This window comes from Flammeovirga yaeyamensis (genome assembly GCF_018736045.1).
Lineage (GTDB): Bacteria > Bacteroidota > Bacteroidia > Cytophagales > Flammeovirgaceae > Flammeovirga > Flammeovirga yaeyamensis.
In genome coordinates this window covers 4,991,519-5,014,528 of the sequence record NZ_CP076132.1, presented here as the reverse complement: position 1 = coordinate 5,014,528, position 23,010 = coordinate 4,991,519, and the positions used below count along the sequence as shown (strand labels likewise).

At 34.8% G+C, this 23,010-nt stretch carries 14 protein-coding genes; 10 read left to right on the top strand and 4 right to left on the bottom strand.

Going from position 1 to position 23,010, the window contains the following annotated elements; all coding sequences use genetic code 11:
* The first annotated feature begins 665 nt into the window (after positions 1-665).
* The 10 genes from KMW28_RS19980 (at position 666) to guaA (ending at position 20,042) form a co-directional block, all read left to right on the top strand.
* A complete protein-coding gene (locus tag KMW28_RS19980; RefSeq protein WP_169666314.1) occupies positions 666-3,830 on the top strand; it encodes a SusC/RagA family TonB-linked outer membrane protein in 3,165 nt (1,054 codons plus the stop codon).
* 13 nt (positions 3,831-3,843) lie between these two features.
* On the top strand, positions 3,844-5,328 hold the full coding sequence (locus KMW28_RS19975; protein WP_169666312.1) for a SusD/RagB family nutrient-binding outer membrane lipoprotein: 1,485 nt from the start codon (positions 3,844-3,846) through the stop codon (positions 5,326-5,328).
* 1,083 nt (positions 5,329-6,411) lie between these two features.
* Positions 6,412-9,573, top strand: a complete 3,162-nt coding sequence (locus tag KMW28_RS19970; RefSeq protein WP_066211539.1) for a SusC/RagA family TonB-linked outer membrane protein — start codon at positions 6,412-6,414, stop codon at positions 9,571-9,573.
* An 18-nt stretch (positions 9,574-9,591) separates the two neighbouring features.
* The gene (locus tag KMW28_RS19965; RefSeq protein WP_169666310.1) at positions 9,592-11,052 is read left to right on the top strand and encodes a SusD/RagB family nutrient-binding outer membrane lipoprotein; all 1,461 of its coding nucleotides are present in this window, start codon (positions 9,592-9,594) and stop codon (positions 11,050-11,052) included.
* Positions 11,053-11,112: 60 nt separating this feature from the next.
* Positions 11,113-11,970 (top strand): hypothetical protein, encoded by an 858-nt coding sequence (locus KMW28_RS19960; protein WP_066211548.1) that lies wholly within the window; start codon positions 11,113-11,115, stop codon positions 11,968-11,970.
* Between the two features lie 25 nt (positions 11,971-11,995).
* Positions 11,996-13,009 (top strand): hypothetical protein, encoded by a 1,014-nt coding sequence (locus tag KMW28_RS19955; RefSeq protein WP_066211551.1) that lies wholly within the window; start codon positions 11,996-11,998, stop codon positions 13,007-13,009.
* Between the two features lie 80 nt (positions 13,010-13,089).
* A complete protein-coding gene (locus tag KMW28_RS19950) occupies positions 13,090-13,788 on the top strand; it encodes a hypothetical protein (RefSeq protein ID WP_169666308.1) in 699 nt (232 codons plus the stop codon).
* Between the two features lie 6 nt (positions 13,789-13,794).
* Positions 13,795-14,184 (top strand): hypothetical protein, encoded by a 390-nt coding sequence (locus KMW28_RS19945; RefSeq protein WP_169666306.1) that lies wholly within the window; start codon positions 13,795-13,797, stop codon positions 14,182-14,184.
* A gap of 31 nt (positions 14,185-14,215) precedes the next feature.
* Complete coding sequence (locus tag KMW28_RS19940; RefSeq protein WP_169666304.1) at positions 14,216-18,286, top strand: VPS10 domain-containing protein; 4,071 nt, start codon at positions 14,216-14,218, stop codon at positions 18,284-18,286.
* Positions 18,287-18,509: 223 nt separating this feature from the next.
* Complete coding sequence (guaA, locus tag KMW28_RS19935; RefSeq protein ID WP_169666408.1) at positions 18,510-20,042, top strand: glutamine-hydrolyzing GMP synthase; 1,533 nt, start codon at positions 18,510-18,512, stop codon at positions 20,040-20,042.
* Between the two features lie 293 nt (positions 20,043-20,335).
* Here the strand turns inward: guaA and KMW28_RS19930 are convergent, their stop codons facing one another.
* The 4 genes from KMW28_RS19930 to hemC all read right to left on the bottom strand — a co-directional run bounded on the left by KMW28_RS19930 (position 20,336) and on the right by hemC (position 22,959).
* A complete protein-coding gene (locus tag KMW28_RS19930) occupies positions 20,336-20,650 on the bottom strand; it encodes a YbjQ family protein (RefSeq protein ID WP_066211595.1) in 315 nt (104 codons plus the stop codon).
* A 114-nt stretch (positions 20,651-20,764) separates the two neighbouring features.
* Positions 20,765-21,253, bottom strand: coding sequence for an NADH-quinone oxidoreductase subunit C (locus KMW28_RS19925; protein WP_169666302.1), 489 nt, complete (start codon positions 21,251-21,253; stop codon positions 20,765-20,767).
* Between the two features lie 2 nt (positions 21,254-21,255).
* Positions 21,256-21,780 carry an NADH-quinone oxidoreductase subunit NuoB gene (nuoB, locus tag KMW28_RS19920; protein WP_066211599.1) on the bottom strand — a complete coding sequence of 175 codons (525 nt, stop codon included), beginning with the start codon at positions 21,778-21,780 and terminating at the stop codon, positions 21,256-21,258.
* A gap of 249 nt (positions 21,781-22,029) precedes the next feature.
* Positions 22,030-22,959 carry a hydroxymethylbilane synthase gene (hemC, locus tag KMW28_RS19915; RefSeq protein ID WP_169666300.1) on the bottom strand — a complete coding sequence of 310 codons (930 nt, stop codon included), beginning with the start codon at positions 22,957-22,959 and terminating at the stop codon, positions 22,030-22,032.
* Positions 22,960-23,010: the final 51 nt, after the last annotated feature.

Sequence of the window (23,010 nt, the reverse complement as noted above, 5' to 3'; positions counted from 1 at the left end):
TTACTATAACACAGTACAGAATTTTATTTATTTATCTTGTAATCAGTTGTTTGTGTTTTTTTGTTTGATCCTAATATTGTTTCTTTTTGATACCTTCTCTTAAATAAATAGACCTGGTTTTGTGTCAAATTCAGCATATATCTTTGGTTATTTCACGACAAGAAATTTTTTGTACAATTTTTAGTTAAGTGTAAAAAAGTACTTTATTAACACGTGTTAGTTGAAATAATGTTAAAATATAAACTATATGGTATTTTTGTAGAATATAATTCTGCGATTAATATTTGTTTGAAAAACAAAATATATAAAAATGATTTATTGTAAAATCAAATTCTTTAGACTAAAAGTATTAAATGTTATGTGTAGTTAATGTTTTGTGAAATATTAAATTACTATCATCTTGTAAGTGCTTGATAGTTAACTGTATAAGTGTAATTAATATTAAAATTTAAATACGTTAACTAAAAATAATTAAATTGATAAAACCTTTTTAATTAATATTGTAACCATACCAAAACGTTTGATAAAGAGAATAAACTAAAATCTATTCGCTCTTTGTTGAACCAATTCAATTATAACAAATTCATCTTACATTTTAGTTTGTCTTCATACAATCTGATTTATTTTATCTAGATGACTTTCTGTTAGCTTAATTTTTTTAATTTATGTACAAACGACTTCTATCTTTATTGGTACTTACACTGGCATTTTGTGTAAGTGCTTTAGCACAAGAAAGAACAGTTACGGGTCAGGTAACGGAAGCTGGTCTTCCACTTCCAGGGGTAACTGTTTTAGTAAAAGGTACTTCGAAAGGTACGATCACTAATGTTGATGGTAAATATTCTATCTCAACAACAAGCGAATCTACACTAATCTATAGCTTTGTAGGATACGCATCACAAGAAATCCCAGTTGGAACAAAATCTGAGATTAATGTTTCACTAGAGCAAGACGCAGAACAATTGGATGAGGTTGTTGTAACTGCTTTAGGACAGCAAACCGACAAAAAGTCAATTGGTTATGCATTTCAAGAAGTTGACACAGAGACACTTCAACAAACAGGTAATCCTGGTTTAGCAGGTGCACTTCAAGGTAAGATTGCAGGTGTTGATATTAAACCTTCTTCAGGTATGCCTGGTGCTTCTACACAAATAAACATACGTGGTGCACGTTCTTTTACAGGGAATAACGCTCCATTATATGTAATTGATGGTATGCCAATTTCATCAAATCCTGATTTTTCTACAGGAAGTTCTGTAACAGGTACTGATATTGCAAACCGTGCTGTCGATATTGATCCTAATGATATTGAAAGTATCAACGTATTAAAAGGTCAAGCTGCAGCAGCATTATATGGTATTCGTGCATCAAATGGTGTAATCATCATTACAACAAAATCAGGTAAAGGAAGCAAAGGTAAGCCTGTAGTTAAGGTTTCAAACTTTACTAGTTTTGAACAAGTTTCTCGTTCACCAGAGTATCAAACAACTTACGCTCAAGGTGGTGGAGGTGTATTTAATCCATATACTTCAATTTCATGGGGTCCAAAAATCTCAGATTTACCAAATGACCCTACATTTGGAGGAAATGGTCAAGGGCATGAAGGTATGTATAAAGTACCTCAATTAGAGGAAGCAGGATTGAATCCTTGGGTAAAACCACAAGCATATGATAACTTTAATGATTATTTCCAAACTGGTCATACTATAAACACTTCAGCTAACATTAGCCAAGCAACTGAGAAAGTGAATTATAGTATTGGTTTGACAAATACTTCTCAGAAAGGTATTGCATTAAATACAGGTATGGAAAGATGGAATGTTAAAGGTCGTTTTGATGCGTCTTTGAATGATAAATTCTCTACAGGTGTTTCTGCAAATTTTGTAAAAACAGATATCGATAAACTATCAGCTGGTAACGATGCTGCATTAGCAGGTGTTTATGCTGCTCCAGTTTCTTACAACTTGAAAGGAAACCCTTCTGCATTACCTTCTGATCCTTATAGTCAGATCTATTACAGAAACTTGACTTTTGATAACCCTTATTGGATTGCTGATCATAATGTGTTTAATGAAGTTTCAAACCGTTTCTTTGGTAATACTTACGTTCAATACGATACTAAATTAAGGTCAAATATGAACCTTAAGGTGAAATACCAACTTGGTGTTGATGCTTATACTACACACTATCAAGATATTTATGAATTTGGTAGTGGTGGATCAACAGGTAATATCAATAACTATGGCATCACTAACCAAACAATCAACTCATTACTAACAGTGAACTATGATTGGGAAATTACTGATAAATTAAAATTAAGTGCTGTTCTAGGTAAAGAATTAAACGATTCTAGAAGAAAAACTTATGATCAAATGGGTTATGGTTTCAACTTTGGTGGTTGGAAACATATTGATAACACAAGAACTCAAACTTCTTCTGAAAGTCAATTTGGTAATAGAACAGTTGGTTTCTTTGGTAGTGCTTCTTTATCATATGATAATATTCTATTCGCTACTGTTACTGGTCGTAATGACTATGTTTCAACAATGCCAGAAGGAGCTAGATCATTCTTCTACCCTTCAGTATCTTTGAGCTGGGTAGTTAGTGAAATGGACTTCATGGATCAAATGGATAAAGTTTCCATGTTGAAATTAAGAGGTTCATTTGCACAAGTAGGACAAGCAGGACAATACTATGAGAACTTCTATAATATTCCATCATATGGTGGAGGTTGGTGGAATTCACTATACCCTGTAACTTATCCAATGAATGGTTTGAGTGCTTATACAAGAAGCTCAACTATTTACGATCCTCAATTACAACCACAAAATACATTGTCTTACGAAGCTGGTGCTGACCTTGGATTCTTTAATGATCGAATTTACTTATCATATACTTATTCAAGACAAAATGTTTCAGACCAAATCTTCCCAGTTCCATTGGCATCATCAACAGGTTATTCTAGCATGATTACTAATGGCGGACGTTTACATACAGATGCTCATGAAATTACATTAACATTAGTTCCTGTAGAGACAAAAGACTTGACTTGGGATGTTAACTTCAACTATTCAAGAATTGTATCTTATGTAGATGAATTAGCTGAAGGAGTAGAATCAATTTTCTTAGGTGGTTTTGTTAACCCACAAGTAAGAGCAGGTGTTGGATATGCTTACCCTGTTATTTACGGTACAAAATACGCTAGAGATGATGAAGGTAGAATTTTAGTAGATGAGAATCCTAATAGTGCTTCTTACGGTATGCCTTACTCGGATGGTGAAGGTATCATTGGTGATGTAATGCCTAAATTTATCTTAGGTTTCAATACAAATGTAAGATATAAGAACTGGAACTTAGGAGCAGTATTAGATTGGAAACATGGTGGTCAGATGTATCACGGTTCAAACAACTTGCTTAACCTTTATGGTGTAGGTAAAGATACTGAAAATAGAACAGATCCTTTTGTTTGGCCTGGTTACAAAGAAAATGGACAACCAAATGACATCGCTAGAGGTGGAGAAGGAGACGAAGGTGCTTATTTCCAAAGATACTATGGTGTAGAAGGTTCAATCGATGAAGGTGCAATTTATGATAACTCATTTGTTAAATTAAGAGAGCTTTCATTAGGTTATAGCTTCCCTAAGAAATTTATCAAAGGAACAACAGATGTAAGACTTTCAGCTTTCGCTCGTAACATTTTAATTTGGACAGAGCTTCCAAACTTTGACCCTGAATCATCTCAAGGTAATAATAATATGTCGGGAGCATTCGAAAGATTCTCTTTACCGAACACATCAAGCTTTGGTTTTGGCGTAGATTTAACTTTCTAAACTAGCACAAATTATGATTAAAAATTCTTTAAAATATATAGCTGTTGGATTATTTGGTTTAATGTTAACAACTTCATGTACAGATGAGATCATGAATGATATTAACAAAAACCTAAATAACCCGACTCAAGTGCCATCAAGATTGGTACTTACGGATGTAATTAACAGATCTGCTGCATCTGTAGCAAGTGGTGATTACAATATGTATGCATCATTGTTTGTTGAGCATCAAGTAGGTGTTGATAATCAATTCTACAACTCTGAGATTAGAACTGGTATTTCAGAAATCCAAACGACTACCTATAACAACGCTTGGGTTGCTGCTTACACAGGTTTAAGAGATGCTGAGGATATCATTGCAATTTGTAGTGAAGGAGGTATCGAGCAAGGTAATCATCATACAAAAGGTATGGCTCTTGTTCTTAAAGCTTACTTTATTTCTGTTTTAACAGATGGTGTAGGCGAAGTACCTTTCTCTCAAGCGGTAAATCCAGATGAATTCAGAAATCCAACTTTGGATAAACAACAGAATATCTATGGAAGTATTTTCTCAATTCTTGATGAAGCAATTGCTGAATTAAGCAAAGAAACAACTTTTGCTTCTCCAGGTGATCAAGATGTTTTATTCAGTGGTGATGCTGCAAAGTGGTTAAAGTTTGCTCATGGTTTAAAAGCTAGAGCACATATGCGTTTATCTTTTGTAGATCCTTCAAATCATTCATATCAAAAAGTGTTGGATGAAGTAGCTTTATCATTTACTTCTGTAGAAGACGAAGCACGTTATGAATATAACGGAGCAACAAGTTTTAACCCTGTTTACTTGTTATTCAACAATGCAAACAGATATTACTATGGTTCTTCAAAGAGTTTTAGAGATAACCTTGATGATAATGATCCAAGAATTGCAAAATTCTTTATTCCAAATCCAAACAACGATGCAGGAGTTGTAGAATTAGCACCTAATGGATTAAGAAATGCAGATGGTTCTATTATGGAGCCAGATCCAAATAAATACGGTTGGTCATCTCATTTTAAAAATGCGTTGCAACCATCTTATTTGATGAGTTTCCATGAATTGAAGTTCCTGGAGGCAGAAGCTAAAGAAAGAATGTCTGCTGGTTCTGGTGAAACTGCTGCAAAAGAAGCAATTACTGAAGCTTTCAAAGCGTCAGGTTTTGAAGATGCTACAGAGATTGATGCTTATATCAATTCAATTACTGATTTTGGTATTGACAGAATCATGAGAGAAAAATATATTTCTTTCTTTGAAGCTGAGTCAATTGAAGCTTATAATGATTTAAGAAGACTTCGTGCAATGGGTGAAACTTCTTACATTACTTTACAGCATGCTATTCCAGAAAACTTCCCATTAAGATTTACTTATGGAGCAGGAGATGTGAACAACAATCCTAATGTAAAAGCAGCACAAGGTGACGGTCGCCACGTTTACTCAGAGAACGTATGGTGGGCTGGTGGTAAAGATAATTTAGGTCAATAATAAATTAATTAATACCTTATTAAAAACTCCTAAGAAGTTCTATTTTACTTCTTAGGAGTTTTTTTTGAATTTTGGGTTAATGATATTTGTGTTTTTATTAAGATTTCAAATAAATATTGCATAAACCTAAATTTTTCTGAAAAGTAATATTCTATATCACTTATATTTTTTATAAATTAATTGCTCTTTTTGTATTTCATTATTGATTTTGGAAATACTATATTTTTCTAGGTAGTGATATAGATTTTATTGAATTTAAGAACTACTATAAAACCTAAGACATTCCCGTTTATTAATAGTCAACTATCAGATGTGAACTTCTAAAAAAAGGTGCATTACATCTTTTTTTGATGTCCGTTAATCAGTATAATAGATACATCTAACTAAAAAAAAGATTTCATTTTTTATAAAGAATAAGATTTTTTAGATAATATAAATTGAGAAGAATCAATAATTTAGTTTTTAGAATTAGAATTTTGAATTAAATTATTTTGATAAATTATCTATTCGAATATAATAGTATTTATTCTTCATTTGTACTTTATAAATGATAGATTTTACCATACCCATGCTTAACACATATTTATTAAAAGTGAAGAGTTTTTATTATTCTGATAATAATGTACAGAATAGTAGATAGTTATGTGCTTGTTTGAAATAAAAAGAACATAAAAACATCTTTTTTTACATTCTTAAATCCCTTATTTTGTTCCAATTTTTGACTTAAAATTGTACTATTTTTATAAAAACATTACACATTGCGGTCTTTGTGTTAAATTTCATAAAAAAATATTCACAAAAAATTTAGATAATTAAAGTTAATGTCATATACTTGCATATGACTAATCGGAAAAGGCGATCCTTTTCTACTTTAAGATTCAATTATTAAACATACTTTCATTAATACTATATGACAAAATTCTACTTTTTACAACGATTACAATCAATCTTTCAAACCGTTAATTTATAACACCATTATTTCAATTTCATGAAGACTTTCTAGGGGAACGCATCTTTAAGCTACTTTTTTAAGGTGCCCTAGAACTAAACTTTTAAGTTCCAATTCAATTATTTTTTTTTATTATGAGAAAAGCACTTTTGCTAATCTCTCTGCTAATGAGTATTTCTATTTTTGCTAGTGCTCAGGAGAGAAAAGTGTCTGGTGTAGTTAAGGACCCAACAGGGGAGCCTTTACCAGGCGTAGCCGTAGTAATTAAAGGAACTACTCAAGGAGTAGTTTCGAACATTAGTGGAGAGTATTCACTTATGGTTTCAAACGAAAACCAAGTCTTAGTGTACAAACTTGTAGGTTACAAGGACACAGAAATCAAAGTTGGTACACAATCAATCATTGAAGTTTCTTTAGAAGAGGATGTAGAGCAACTTGAAGAAGTTGTAGTAACTGCATTCGGTTTAGAAAAAGAAGAAAAGTCATTAGGTTATGCAGTTCAATCTGTATCTGGCGATGAATTAACACAAGCTAGAGAAACAAACATTGTAAATGCGTTATCAGGTCAAGTGGCAGGTGCGCAAATTACAAGTTCTTCAGGATCAGTAGGATCATCTTCACGTATCGTACTTAGAGGTGCAACATCTCTAACTGGTAACAACCAACCTTTATTCGTTGTTGATGGTATGCCAATCGATAACTCTAACTACTCAAATTCAGGTCCTTATGGTGGAGCTGACTTTGGTAACGGTGCAATGGATATCAACCCAGATGATATCGAGTCAATGACTGTCCTAAAAGGACCAAACGCAGCAGCTTTGTATGGTTCAAGAGCATCAAATGGTGTGATTGTAATCACTACTAAGAAAGGTAAGAGTGCAAAGAAAGGTTTAGGTATCTCAGTAAATGCTACTGTAACAATGGAAAATCCATTGAGATCTCCTGATTTCCAAAACGCTTATGGTCAAGGTTCTTCTGATACTTATTTCGAGTATGTTGACGGTGCAAATGGTTACGGTGATGCTGTAGATGAGTCTTGGGGTCCTAAATTAGACGCAGGTCTTGAATTCTATCAATTCGAAGGTTACAATGCAGATCCTACTAAGAGAGTAAAAACTCCTTGGGTATCAAATCCAGATAACTACAAAGAATTCTTTGAAACTGGTGTGACTCAGTCGTATAATGTAGCAGCTACAAACGGTGGTGACTTTGGTTCTATTCGTGCTTCATATACTTATATGGATCAAAAAGGTATGGTACCAAATACTGATTTAAATCGTAACACATTTACTTTATCAGGTCAAGCTAAATTGTCAGACAAATTAAGAGTAGACGGTTCAGTAAACTATACTAAAACAATTTCAGGTAACCGTCCAACACAAGGTTATACTGGAGAAAACCCAGTACAACAGTTTATTTGGTCAGGTCGTCAAGTTGACTTTGCTAAGCTAAAAGATTACCAAAACCTTCCATTGACTCCAGAAGGAGCTCCTGGTGCAGGTACTCCACTAAACTGGAACTCTCAATACCAAAACAACCCATTCTGGGTAATGGATAACTCAACGAATTCACAAGACAAAGATCGTGTAATTGGTAACGTTCGTTTGAATTATGACATCACAAACTGGTTATCTTTCTTCGTAAGAACAGGTGGTGATATCTTCACAGACAATAGAGAGTACAAAAGAGCACATGGTTTGTTAGATTACCCTGACGGTTACTATGCAAACTCTAACAGAACTCGTTATGAGTACAACACTGACTTCTTATTATCTTTCAATAAGAAAATTAATGATGATTTTGCATTATCATTATCTGCAGGTGGTAACATGATGAGACAAGTATATAAGTATGTGGGTGGTACTGCTTCTCAGTTAGAATTACCTGGTTTATACAACTTATCAAATGCTAAATCTGGTGTTCCTGTAACTACTTCAAATTACTTAGAAGAAAAGAGAATCAACTCTCTTTATGCTTCAGGTCAAGTAGCTTTCAGAAACTACTTATTCGTTGATTTTACTGCTCGTAACGACTGGTCTTCAACTTTACCAAAAGAAAACAATTCTTACTTCTATCCTTCAGTAACAGTTTCAGCAGTTCTTTCAGACATGTTGCAAATTGATTCTCCAGTTCTTTCAATGTTGAAAGTAAGAGGTGGATGGGCACAAGTAGGTTCAGATACAAACCCTTACAGCTTACGTCAAACTTTCGGTTTCAGAGATACTCCTTGGAATGGTGTTTTACTACCATTCGAAAGCTCTACTTTGAACAACCCTACATTACGTCCTGAGATTACAACATCTTTAGAATTTGGTGTAGATGTACGTTTATTCAACGGTCGTATGACAGTGGATATGACATACTATGACGCATTGTCTGAAGACTTGATTGTGCCTGTAACTGTTTCAGCTGCTTCAGGTTATACACAAGCTATCCAAAATGTAGGTAGTATGAGTAACAAAGGTCTTGAGCTTAGCATTGGAGGTAGAGCTATTGAAAAGACTGACTTCTCTTGGGATGTTATGTTGAACTTTGCAAGAAACATCAACAAAGTAGAAACTTTAGGTGTTGAAGATCTTAAATCTTTAGATTTAGGTGGTCAGTGGAACGTTTCAGTTCAGGCTCGTCCAGGTGAAACTTATGGTTCATTGTTTGGTCCTAAATTCTCAAGAGTTGAAGAAGGTGAATATGCAGGTCAAATTATCTATGATGCAAACGGTTTACCAGTAATTGATTCAGAGTATGCTGTTTTAGGTAATTATACTCCAGATTGGACAGGTGGTATTTCAAATACATTCACTTACAAAGGTATTTCATTGAACGTTTTAGTAGATGCCAAAATGGGTGGAGACATTTATTCAATGACTACTACATGGGGTCGTTATGCAGGTGTTTTAGAAGAAACATTACAAGGTCGTGAAAGCGGTATTGTTGGTGAAGGTGTAGTGCTACAAGGTGATGGTACTTATGTACCAAACACAACTTCAGTTACTGCGAAAGCTTTCAACCAAAGATCATATTCAAACTCTGTAGCAGAATCTTCAGTATTTGACGCTTCATATGTAAAACTACGTCAAGTACAATTAGGTTATACTTTACCTAATAAATTAATGGGTAGAACTCCATTCCGTGATGTTTCAGTATCTTTTGTAGGTCGTAACTTAGCTATACTTTACTCTACAATCCCACACATCGATCCTGAGACAGCATTTAACAATGGTAACGCTCAAGGTATTGAGTTCGGTCAATTGCCATCGGCAGCAAGCTATGGTTTCAACATCGGTTTCAAACTTTAATAGTTAAGAGATATCACAATGATTAAAAATATAAAGAAATGGACACTTGCTGCTGCTATTGGATTAGCTGCAGTGGGATGTACAGACAAATTCGAAGAAATTAACACAGACCCAAATGAGCCAAATGAGGTACCTGCAGGTCTGATGACAGCTGATATTATCAGAGTTACAGCTAACACAATGTACAGTACTGGTATTGGCGGAGATATGGGAGCAGTTTGGTCTCAACAATGGTCAAAAATTCAGTATACTGATGAAGAATTATATATTCCTCGTCAATCGGCAATTGGTAGTGTTTGGGATAATATCTATTCTGCTGTATTGTCAAATGCTAAAGTAATGCGTAACCTAGCATTAGCACAAACAACTCCTGATTTTCCTGAAGGAGATAAGCAATTAGCGGGTGTTGCCACTGTACTAGAAGTATACGGCTTTGCACTATTGACAGATGTTTACGGTGATGTACCTTTCTCTCAAGCACTTTTAGGTGGAACAGACGGTGTTTTTACACCTTCTTATGACAAACAAGTAGATATCTACAATGATATGTTGATGAAGTTAGATGAAGCAATTGCTTATCTAAACGGTCCTGGTTTAATCACTCCTTCTTCAGATTTATTGTATGGTGGAGATGTTACTAAATGGATCAAGTTTGCCAACTCATTAAAAGTAAGAATTTTGATGAGAGCTTCAGATAAGAGTTCTGAAATCACAAACTTTAATGCACAACTTCAGGCTGCAGCTAATGGTGCTTTTACAAGCATTGATGATGAAGCTAAATTAGCTTATTTGGAAAGTGCTCCAAATGCTAATCCAATTTTTGAATCTGTTGTTCAAGGTAACCGTACTGAATACAGAATGGGTGAAGCTTTTGTTGAACTTCTAAAATCATTGAATGATGATCGTTTAACAACGATGGCTGAATTGAATGATGCAGGTGAATATATGGGTAAACCTCCTGTTGCAGAAAATACTGTTCTTTATAATAAGGCAACGGTTTCTGGTTTAGGTGAGAAATATTTAGAAGCAACAGCTTCAGGTTATTTCATTTCTTTTGCTGAAACTCAATTTTTACTTGCTGAAGCAGCTGAAAGAGGATTCATTACAGGCGGTACTACTGTTGCAGAAGAATATTATAATGCAGGTGTTGCAGCTTCTTTTACTGAAAATGAAGTTTCTTTAGCACTTCCTGCTTATATGGCACAATCTACTGTAGCTTATGGTGCAGGTAACAAAATAGAAAAAATTCATACTCAAAAGTATATTGCACTATTCTCTCAAGGAATTGAAGCTTGGACAGAACAAAGAAGAACAGGTATTCCTGCTTTGTCTCCAGCAGTTAACGGTGCTGTAACTGAGATTCCATCTCGTTATTTCTATCCTGCTACAGAGCAGTCGTTGAATGGTACAAGTTACCAAGCAGCGGTATCTCAACAAGGAGATGATGAATTAACTACTAAAATTTGGTGGAATAAGTAATTCGATGATCTTTAATTTCCTGTTTCATTTATGAAACAGGAATATCAAAACTTTTGAAATATGAAATTAATAAACATAAAATCATTTTTTGCAGTATTCGCGTTAGCGTTTGCAGTAATGTCATGTGATAGCGAGCCTGAAAACATGATGAGTTCGGCACAAGAAGGAGGCGATTGGTTAAAACTTGACTATTCAGATGGTAAAGTTTTAGGTAGCCCACAAGCTGACGGTTCTGTAGTATTTACAGATGTGGAATTAAATTTTGAGGCTAGAGCTCACCGTTCTAATGGTACAGTTACTAAGTATACTGTTAAAAAAGAACTTACAAGAGGAGGTTCACAGTTGGGAGTATCTACTTTAGGAGAAACTGCTTCTTTAGATAATCCTTTTAAAGTTGAATATACTTCAATTACTGAGTTTATTGAAGGTATGGACGGTGTAAATGAATCTGATTTACAAATTGGTGACGTTTTCAATTTCTTTGTTGAAATGACGTTAACAGATGGTAGAGTAGTTACTGCTTCTGCTAACCAATCACAGTTTGATGGAACATTTGCATTAACTGTGCAATGTGGATCTGCTTTAGCTGGTACATACACTAGAACAAGAGATAACCTAGAAATCATTATTGAAGAAGTTGCTCCAGGTGAATACATTCATACCGCAGTAGGTAACTGGGGTTATGGTAATAGCTTCTTTACTGGTCCTATGGGAGGTGCTCGTATGGTATTTAATGATGTATGTGGTGATTTACAAGTACCTGATCAACAACTAAACTTAGGTCAGTATAGTAATGAGGTATCACTAACAAGTGAGTCTTCAGTTGATCCAAATACTGGAGTGATCACATTGAATTATACAATTGGTTTTTCTGCTGGACCAGTAGAATATGTGGACGAATTAGTTCCAATCAACTAATACTAACCTACAAAAGAAAATTTACATGAAATCATTAGTTAAAATAGCATGTGGTGTTACAGTAGCTTTAGCTTCAGTATTATCATCATGTGAAAAAGAACAATATAAATATTCTGGCCCAGCTGTACCTGCAGGTCCAAGTATTACAATTCAAGAAATTACGATTCCTGAAACAGTGATGGAGACAGACTTTGAAGAAACTGTTAATGTCGTACTTTCAAAAGCTTATCCTTTCGATATTGCTGTTTACATTCAGGAAGAAGAAGGTTCTGCAAATACAGGTAACTTCTACCATGATGAAAGAGTGATTATTGCAGCTGGAGATACAGTAGGAAGCTTTGTATATGGTATGGAACTAGACTGTATGTCTGGAGCTGATAGCCAAATTAAATTTTCAGTAGGTAATAAACCTTCTGCAAATGCAACAATTGCTAATCCACAAATGTTAGAATTTACAATTTCTAATAACATCACAGGGGGATTTGATGCATACCAAGAGTGGACTTTGAACGAGGATAATCCTTTTACTGAGTATGACGAGTATGATTTAATGGATTTAGATATGTATGCTGTTAATGCTGATACAGCTGCAGCATATGGTCATGATCTTGATGATCCTGCAGGTCTTGCAGCAGCTCTTGCTTATCAATTTGGTGCTGGTTATGCTGGATACCCATACTCTTGGACAGGTGGTGCTGAACACCTAGTATTTGATGTTAATGTACCTAATGGTACTTACAAAGTAGTAGCAGAAAAGTACTCAGATTTTGATCCAGGTGATGCGGGAGATTTAACATTTTCTCTAGGTGGAGAATATGAAAACTGTGGCGTACCAGAAAATAATGGTAATAGAGTACTACCTTCGGTACCAATGTTATCTGATGCAGCGGGTACACTTTACATTATTGATGATATCATCAAAAGTGATAAAGATTATGAGTGGAAAGCAGCAGCTTCTTCAGCAAGAAAATTCTCTGCAGATCAAATACCTTCAAAATCTATTGATGCTTTAAAAGCATTAAAAGTAGGTAAAAAGTAAGAAATACTAAACAAAAGCAGACTAAAGGTGATTTTTTAATTAAAATCACCTTTAGTCATTTAAACATACAAACACCAAAAATGAGACATTTCATAATTTTTATTCTGTTAAGCATCCCATTTCAAGTATTCTCTCAATACTCAAGTGAAAACAAAACATTTGTAGTGGCTAATACCACAGCAGGAAGTCAAGGAATCAGTACATTTAACAACACTGAAAGAAAAGTAATAGGATCTCAATATCTTACTGCAACATGGCTTATAGGAGGAATTGAAACCTATAAAAAGGAAGAAGGAGTAAATATTCCGATTAGATATGATGTTGAAAATAATGTTGTAGAATATCAGGAAAATAATCAGAACCTATGGTTAAAAGGAGATCAGGTAAAAAGTTTTTACATATTAAACCCGTCGACAGGAAGTAAAGATGTTTACACTAATGTGAAAGAATTTCCTGGTATCAGTCAAGGTTTCGTTAAAGTATTGACACAAGGTGAAAAATATACTTTAATGGAAATGTACAAAGTAATTAAAACAGAAAGTACTTATGTAGCAGCTCTTGATATTGGTTCGCCTGGCGAAAAATATGAGGTGAAAGAAAGCTTTGTCTATTTTGATGGATTAGCTGCATCTTTAGTAACTACTTCAAAGAAAACTTTCATTCAAAAGGTCCCTTTTGAAGACAAGGAAAAACTAAAAACATATATGAAGAAGAATAAGATTTCTCTTAGAAATAAAGAGGAATTAGTACAACTTTTTCAATGGATGAATCAACAATAAATTGACATGTTGAACTACAAAAACATTTTCTTATTTTATATTTTTATTACAGCATCCATATTTGGATGCTCTAATAAGGTAATCAATCAAAAAGGCGGTAGCATGGATATAGTTAAAGAAAATGCAACATCACTTTTTGAAAATGATAATCTAGAAATAATACCAAACGAGGACAGTTCATTTTTTTTATGTTATCCCAAACAAAAAACTCAAACTAACCCTACTTCTTATAAATTTGTTGTTCTTGATAAAGAAGGAAAAATTATAAAAGACAAGACTTCAATATTTAATGGAAAAGTACAATGGTTGGATAAAAATACCATTGAGACAATAGAGAAAATGGGGATCGACCAAAACGGGACCAATATAAAAAAACTGACTTATACTCTTAAATAAAACAACTTCAATCCAATTCAATAGACAATCAATGAAAAAATTAATCGCTTTTTTTACTATTATTTTCATTTTTGGAGCGGTGGTTTTGCTTCAAAAAATAGAAACTAAAGAAGATACAAGCACTTCATTGCCTGAAGAATTTACAGGTGATGATGTAGCAAGAATCGAATACGCCAAGAAAAGACAAAAACGCTTAAATGGCTATGCTAAGGCAGATAAGCCAGATAAGTTTTTATCAATTCTTAGAGATATGAAAACAAGAAAAGGAGAATCATCGCCTTCTTATCTTATGGGATATAAATCGAAAGAGTTGACGAAATCGTTAAAAGTTGGAGGCTTTAGTAATGCACGAACTGCTAACACTGTTCAATGGATAGAAAGAGGACCAGGAAATGTCCCTGGTAGAACCAGAGCTTTTGCTTTAGATCCAGATGATGCAGACATGAATACGTGGTTTGCAGGATCTGTTGGTGGTGGTATTTGGAAAACAACAGATAGAGGACAGTCATGGACCAACCTTACTCCTGACTTACCAAATATTGCTATTTCAAGTTTAGTTATAGCACCTTCAAACCATGATGTGATGTATGCAACAACAGGTGAAGGATTTGGAGGTTCTGCTGGTTTTATCAAAGGAGATGGTGTTCTTAAATCTGTTGATGGTGGTACTACATGGACTCAATTAACTTCTACGGTTGCAAATGAAGATTTTCAAAATACCAATAGAATTATTGTTGACCCGAATAATGAAAACAACATCGTAGTTTGTACAAGCAACGATCCATTATGGGCATCAGCTTTTACATCGGGAATATTTAAATCTACAGATGGAGGAACGTCTTGGACAAAAACGATGGAAGCGACAGAATATGTCCAACAAGTTATTGCTGATCCAAACGATTTTAATATTCAATATGCAGCAGTACGCTCAAGAGGTGTATTTAAATCTACAGATGCTGGGGCAACATGGACAAATTCTAGTAGCGGATTATCTGCTGGCGGACGTATAGAATTAGCGATCTCTCCCAAAAATACAGATTATATTTACGCTTCAATCGCAGGTAGTGGAGTAAATAGTACAGATGGTAACTTATATTATTCTGAAGATGCAGGAGCTACTTGGATAGCTTCTAAAACTACAGGTTCAGTCAACTTCCTTGGAGGTCAGGGTTGGTATGATAATACAATAGCAGCACATCCGTTCGATGAAAAAGTGGTTTATGCCGCTGGTGTGAATATCTTTAAAATTGAACTTTCTGATACTAAACAGGTTTCAAGTAACTTTATTGGGGCATCTGCTACAGGCGATGTTTTTTATAGCTTTATTAACTTCAGTGGTGATTTGGCTGGAGGAATTATTTCTCAAGGAGAAACACCAAATACAGATATGGTTTCTGTTGAAGTTCGATTCGGCCCTGGTTTAACACAAAAAGCACATAGGTATACAGTAGGTGGAGCAGGTGCTGGAGTACCATCTTCAGATTATGTTTATGAGGATTATGTTGATGTTCCATTTGAAGTTTGGGATGTAACAAATAATCGTCAATTAATGGTTGGGTTTAGAGACCAACAAGAAGATGGTAAGTTTAATTTAGCGAATGCTACAGATGCTGATGTTCCATCAGCAGATCAATCAAGAGAGTACTTATATATCAATAATATTGACTATTCTGAAACTGCAAGCAGTGAGATGGCACAAGATGGAGGAATGGAAAATGATAATATGTACTTCTTATGGCCTGTATTAGATGATGGTTCATCATGGGATGAAAGTAATCTTCCATCAAGTACTATTGTTTTAGAATGGGGTAATGTAACAAGTGTTTCTGCAGATATTAGAACTGTAACAGATGCTTATGGTCAATATGATGGAAATAACTCATTTGCTCAAACTCAAAATTCAACTACAGTAGAAGGAGTTCACCCAGATCACCATAATATTATGGCTGTCGTTACAGGAAGTAATGAATTTATGTTTATCGATTGTAACGATGGAGGTATATACTATTCTGACAAAGGTACAAATCCAGGTATTGCAGACGATTCATGGTATTTTGCTGGAAACGGTTATAATACAACTCAGTTTTATGATGTAGACAAAGCTCCAGGTGAAAGCAGATATATTGGTGGTTCTCAGGATAATGGTACTTGGATGTCTCAGGTTGGAGAAGAAGGCAGTGCAGATGCTAAATACAAGCGTTCATTAGGAGGTGATGGTTTTGCGACGATATGGAATCATGATAATCCAGATTTAATATTAGGTACTATATATAATAATGCTATTTATAAATCTGTAAATGGCGGTTCTTCTTTCTCTTCTTCAAATTCAGGAATTACTGATACTGATGATGGAGGTCCATTCATTACAAAATTATCAAACACCAAAACGGACCCTGACGTAGTTTATGCAGTTGGTGGTTCTGGAGTTTGGAAATCAACTAATTTTGGAGATTCTTGGTCATTATCTAGAATTTCAGAAGCTTGGGCTTTTGGTTCGTTTATAGATGTAAAAGTTTCTGATGCAGATAGAGATGTTGTTTGGGCTGGTGCAGCTTTAACAAACAACTTTAGAATTCATGTATCAAAAGATCAAGCAAAAACGTTTACAGCGGTTGAGAATTTCTTGCATGATGGACGTGAAATGGGACAAATTTCAGGTTTAGCTACTCATCCTAATAAACCAAATGTTGCCTACATTTTGTTCTCTTATGCAAATGCACCAAAAATAATCAAAACGGAAGATTATGGTCAATCTTGGGAAGATATTTCAGGTTTTGGCAATGGTACGTCTTCAACAACTGGTTTCCCAGATGTTGCAGTTTATGATTTAATGGTATTCCCGCAAGACGAAAATAAGATTTGGGTAGGTACTGAAGTCGGAATTTTCGAAACCACTGATAATGCTGTTTCATGGCATAGGTTATCTGGAAGTATTCCTGCAACATCAATTTGGGATATGAAAATTGTAGATGATCAAGTTGTTGTTGGTACACATGGTAGAGGTATTTGGACAGCTACAATCGCTGAAATTCCAGCAATTGTAAAGTATCCTAGTATTACACAAATATCATCTACTCTCACAGGAGATGTAACTGTGGATGTACATTTAAAATCTGATGTTGATTCATTGGTTGTCTATGACGATTTAGGTAGTAGAATAGTTGCTATTAATGAAGCTTATGATAAAGGGGATCATCAACTAATGTTCTTAGGATCTCTGTTCTCTAATATAGATAAGATTAAAGTATATGCTTATACAAATGAAGTAGAAAGAAAATCATATGCCGCTGTTCTTGATCTTGTAGAATTTGGTGATGTAATCGATGAATATGTTTCTTCAAATCCAGAAGAAAACGTAGTTGATGATTTCAATGGAGATTTATTTAAAGAATTCTCAGTTAATAATCCGTTGAAAACACCAGCCTTTCACTCCCAACATCCATATGCAGCAGGGCTTACAGAGATTTCTTATTTAAATAATATCATTAAAGTTGCAGAAGAAGATGCTCATTTAATTTATAGTGATATAGCTTTTATTGCAAATGGATCAAAAGTTTCGGTTCAAGGTTCTAAAGATGGGGCAAATTGGATTGATATTGTAGCACCATATGATGCATCTTATAATTCAGATTGGAATTCTTATGTAAACTTTAATTCTGATCCTCTTGATAACATGTTTGTTCAACATGAAGTAAATCTTTTAGACTATTTTGAAGCAGGAGATAATATTGCTGTCCGTTTTGTCTTAGAAGCAAGCAATAATATTCCAGCTTGGGGTTGGGCTATTAGTCAAATTAATATCCAAGGAGAAGTAAGTGATATTACTAGTATAGAGGATTATACGAATGCTTCAAGCATAAAAATTGGTCCTACAGTAATTTCAAATGGTTCTTCGAATTTATTTATCGATCTAAAACAAAATGCAGAAGTAGAATTAAAAATCATCGATTTAAATGGTTCTTTAATTCAAGAAAAATCTTTTGGTAATGTTAAAGCAGGTCAGAATAAATTACCGTTTGATTTTAATGCAAACAAAGGAATTTATGTAGGTATTGTTAGCATTAATAATTATCAGAAATCAATTAAATTACTCGTAAAGTAATTTAACACTTTAATAAATATCAAATAAACTTAAATCACCTTAGAACCTTTTCTAGGGTGATTTTTTATTATTAAATATAAATTATGTTATACCAATTTTTTGATAAGTAATTCTCATGTCACTTTTAAAAAAATCAGTTTTTATATGGTAATAAATATCACTTTTTAAATAAAAAACGTCATCTTTGCATGCATCAAAATATAATCTCTGAATACCATTCTTTATTATGGACAAGATCTTGATTTACGATTTCGGATCGCAGTATACACAATTGATCGCGAGACGCGTAAGAGAGTTAAACGTTTATTGTGAGATTTATCCTTACAATCACGAACCTAAAATTAACCACTCTGAGTACAAAGGTGTTATCCTTTCGGGGTCTCCTCACTCAGTGTTAGAAGAAGATGCACCAAATTTTGATGTATCTGACATTAGAGGTAAAATGCCATTATTGGGTGTTTGCTTCGGTGCACAAATGCTTGCCCATCAGAATGGGGGAACTGTAGCACGTTCAGAGCACCGTGAATACGGTCGTGCTAACTTGGACTTTATTGATCATACAAGTCCAATGTTTAAAGGCATTCCAGCTGAATCTCAAGTTTGGATGTCACATGGTGATACAATCACTAACCTTCCTGAAAACTTTAAGGTAATTGCTAGTACTACCAGTATTCCTGTAGCTGCTTACAGAATCACTGGTGAGGAAACTTTCGGAATTCAATTCCACCCAGAAGTAACTCACTCAACAGATGGTAAGTTCATGCTTCAAGACTTTGTTGTTGGTGTTTGTGGTTGTAAACAAGATTGGACTCCTGAGTCTTTTGTGGATGCTACAGTAGCAGAATTAAAGGAGAAGTTAGGCGATGATGAGGTAATCCTTGGTCTTTCTGGGGGTGTTGATTCATCTGTAGCCGCTGTATTATTACACAAAGCTATCGGTAAAAACCTTTACTGTATTTTTGTGGATAATGGTCTTCTTCGTAAAAACGAATTTGAATCAGTACTTGAATCTTACAAAGGTTTAGGTCTGAATGTCAAAGGTGTAGACTCTAAAGAGTTATTCTATTCTGAATTGGAAGGAAAAACTGATCCGGAGGATAAAAGAAAAGCAATCGGTAAAGTTTTTGTTGATGTATTCGAAATGGAGTCGAAGAAAGTGGAGAACGCAAAGTGGTTAGGTCAGGGTACTATCTACCCAGACGTAATCGAGTCGGTTTCTGTTAAAGGTCCTTCGGCAACGATCAAATCTCACCACAATGTGGGAGGTTTACCAGATTACATGAAATTAAAAGTGGTGGAGCCATTAAACACTTTGTTTAAAGACGAAGTACGTTTAGTAGGTAAAACACTAAATATCCCTGATGAAATTTTAGGACGTCATCCATTCCCAGGTCCAGGTCTTGGTATCCGTATTTTGGGTGATGTAACTGCTGAAAAAGTAGCGATTTTACAGGAAGTTGATCATATCTTTATTCAGGGTCTTAAAGATCACGGATTGTATGATCAAGTATGGCAGGCGGGAGCAATGTTGTTGCCTGTACAATCAGTCGGTGTAATGGGTGATGAAAGAACTTACGAAAAGGTTGTTGCTCTTAGAGCTGTATCATCTTTGGATGGTATGACTGCAGATTGGGTACACCTACCATATGAGTTCTTAGCTGAAATCAGTAATAACATCATCAATAGAGTAAAAGGAGTAAACAGAGTAGTTTACGATATCAGCTCTAAGCCACCTGCAACGATTGAGTGGGAATAGTATAATCTAGTCTTATCTATATTAACTAGTTAACTCTCCTAGGGGTTAACATCAATCAACAAAGGCGAAGAATTTTCTTCGCCTTTTTTTATCTTTAATATGAGTTGGGACGTTATAATTCAACGTTCTAGCATACTTTGTTGAACATAGAATATCAGTTACTTCTTTGTTCAAAATTATCGTCCCTATCTTTATTCTTTATCCTTTTGATAATAAGATAGATCAATGCGACTCCGCAAAAAGCGAAGAATCCAAAATAAAGAGACATCATACCCAATCCAACAAATTCCATATTATCTTAATTTTACTGCCGTACCATAAGCTAAAATCTCAGATGCTCCCTGCATAACTGTAGAGGTAGTCAATCTGATATTCACTACTGCATCAGCTCCCAAACGATCTGCATCCTCCATCAAACGTTGAATAGCTTGTTCACGAGAATCGGCTTGCAATTTTGTGTATTCAGAGATTTCACCTCCCACAAGATTTTTTAAACCAGCAAAGATATCGCTACCTACACTTCTTGCTCTTACTGTACTTCCTCTAGCGATACCTAGAATTTCTGAAATTTCTCTGTTTGGTATAGTTTCCGTTGTGCTGATAATCATTTTAATGTTGTTTGTTTAATGATAAAAAATTGAAAAGACACTCTCATTTTCTAAACGATTTAGTGAGAGCATTGATAAGTTACTAAAGTTTTGAATAAAAAAAAGAGAGATAAATTAATCTCTCTCATATTTAACGGTGATACCGTGATATTTTTCTTGTTCTTTATAGTCTTTCTGAAGTGGATGCCCTTCCCAATCATCAGGAGATAAGATTCTTCTTAAATCTTGGTGATTTTCGAAAGTCATACCTACTAAATCATAGGCTTCTCTTTCGTGCCAATTGGCAGCTTTCCAAACAGAAGTAACTGATGGTAAAAGTGGAGTTTCTCTATCCAACATCACTTTTAATGTAAGTCGAAAAGATTTGGTGATAGAGTATAGATTATAGACCACTTCCATGGTATTGGCTTTTGGTCCATTATCGATTCCAGTTAGACATGAAAGGTTATCAAACATCAAACGATTATCTGATTTAAGAAAACGACATACCTTTTCTATATCTACATTTTTGACGATGATTTCGTGTTGAGGTTGTTTTGTATTGACTTCCACCTCAACATTCACATGTTCTTGAATTAATTGTGCAATTTCTTCTGTAGTCATGATTATGCCTTTTGTTTCTTTAATAAACGTTCCACTGCTTTTGGTGCCATCAAAGTCTCTTTACGAATTTCTTCTCTAAGCTTAAGAATACCACCAATTAGTGCTTCAGGTCTTGGAGGACAACCCGGAACATAAACATCCACAGGAATAATTCTATCCACACCTTTCACTACATTATAACCATGCTCCCAATAAGGTCCACCACAATTAGAGCAACTACCCATAGAAATCACATAACGAGGTTCCGCCATTTGCTCGTATAAGCGACGAACTCTATCTGCCATTTTAAAAGTAACCGTACCGGAAATAATCATGGCGTCCGATTGTCTAGGAGTACCTCTAGGAATCACACCAAAACGGTCTAAGTCGTAAGCAGAAGACCAAGTTGTAATCATTTCGATTGCACAACATGCTAGACCAAAACCCAAAGGCCAAAACGAAGAAAGTCTCGCCCAGTTGATTAAGTCATCTACTTTTGATATTACAATTTCGCCTTGTCCAAAGCGTTGATCCATTAGACCTTTCATAGTTGAGTGCGATTAGTTTTTTGTTTGTTAAATTGCTACCTGCTACTTAGTTCGTGTATCGAGTGGCCAAGGCCAACTCGTTGAAGACGGAGATATAAATAGTATTTTTACTAGAATAAAGGGTTCAAAATTTTAGATAATCTGTCTAGAAGCTTAAATTACCTCTTACCTCTTACCTCTTACCTCTTACCTCTTACCTCTTACCTCTTACCTCTTACCTCTTACCTCTTACCTCTTACCTCTTACCTCTTACTTTCCTTTTAGCTCCGCAAGCACCTCAGCTCCACCATTCGCCAAAGTATCCTTAGCAATCTGCGTCCCTATCTTTTCTCCATCTTCAGGAGCACAAGTATATGTATATCTAATTTCACTAGCATTTGGTTTAGCTAAACCGCCAGTAATATTAATTTGTTTGTCTTCCGTCCAAGTAGCCAAACAGAAAGCAGGAATACTACATCCACCTTGTAATTCTTTAAGGAAAGCTCTTTCCGAACGAACACAAGTTTCTGTATCTACATTATTGATTGCTTTTCTTACGGCCTCCCTTACTTCAGGGTCAAGAGTTGTTGCTGACTCAATAGCCACACAACCTTGTCCTGTAGCAGGAGTGAAAGTATCTAAAGGAAGAGAGTGAACAATAATATTATCGTATCCCATACGGTGTACACCCGCATATGCAAGCATGAGTACATCGCAAAGACCATCTTTCATTTTTTGAATTCTAGTCTGTAAGTTTCCTCTTACATCAACAATTTTGGCGTTAGGGAAGTGTTTCTGTAGCATTGCTACACGGCGGACAGATGAAGTACCGATCACAAATTCTTTTTCTGTATCTACAGTAAAACCTTCTTTGTGACTTACGAATACATCATGACATTCTTCTCTTTCAGTAAAGGCAATTAATTCGAAATCATCGCCCAAAGAAGCTTGCATATCTTTAGCACTGTGAACGGCAATATCAATATCTCCGTTTCTTAGTTGATCTTCTAACTCCTCTGTAAATACACCTTTCGAACCAATTTTCGATAATGATCTATCTAAGATTTTATCCCCCTTCGTTTCAATCAATACCAATTCACCCTTTAGACCATTTTCTTCTAAAAGTGATTTTACATATTCAGCTTGCCAAAGTGCGAGCTTACTTTTTCTAGTACCGATTTTTATTGTTCTTTCTACCATATTGTCTAATCAAATTTGAGTAAGTGTACTCAGAATGCGAAGATAATAAAT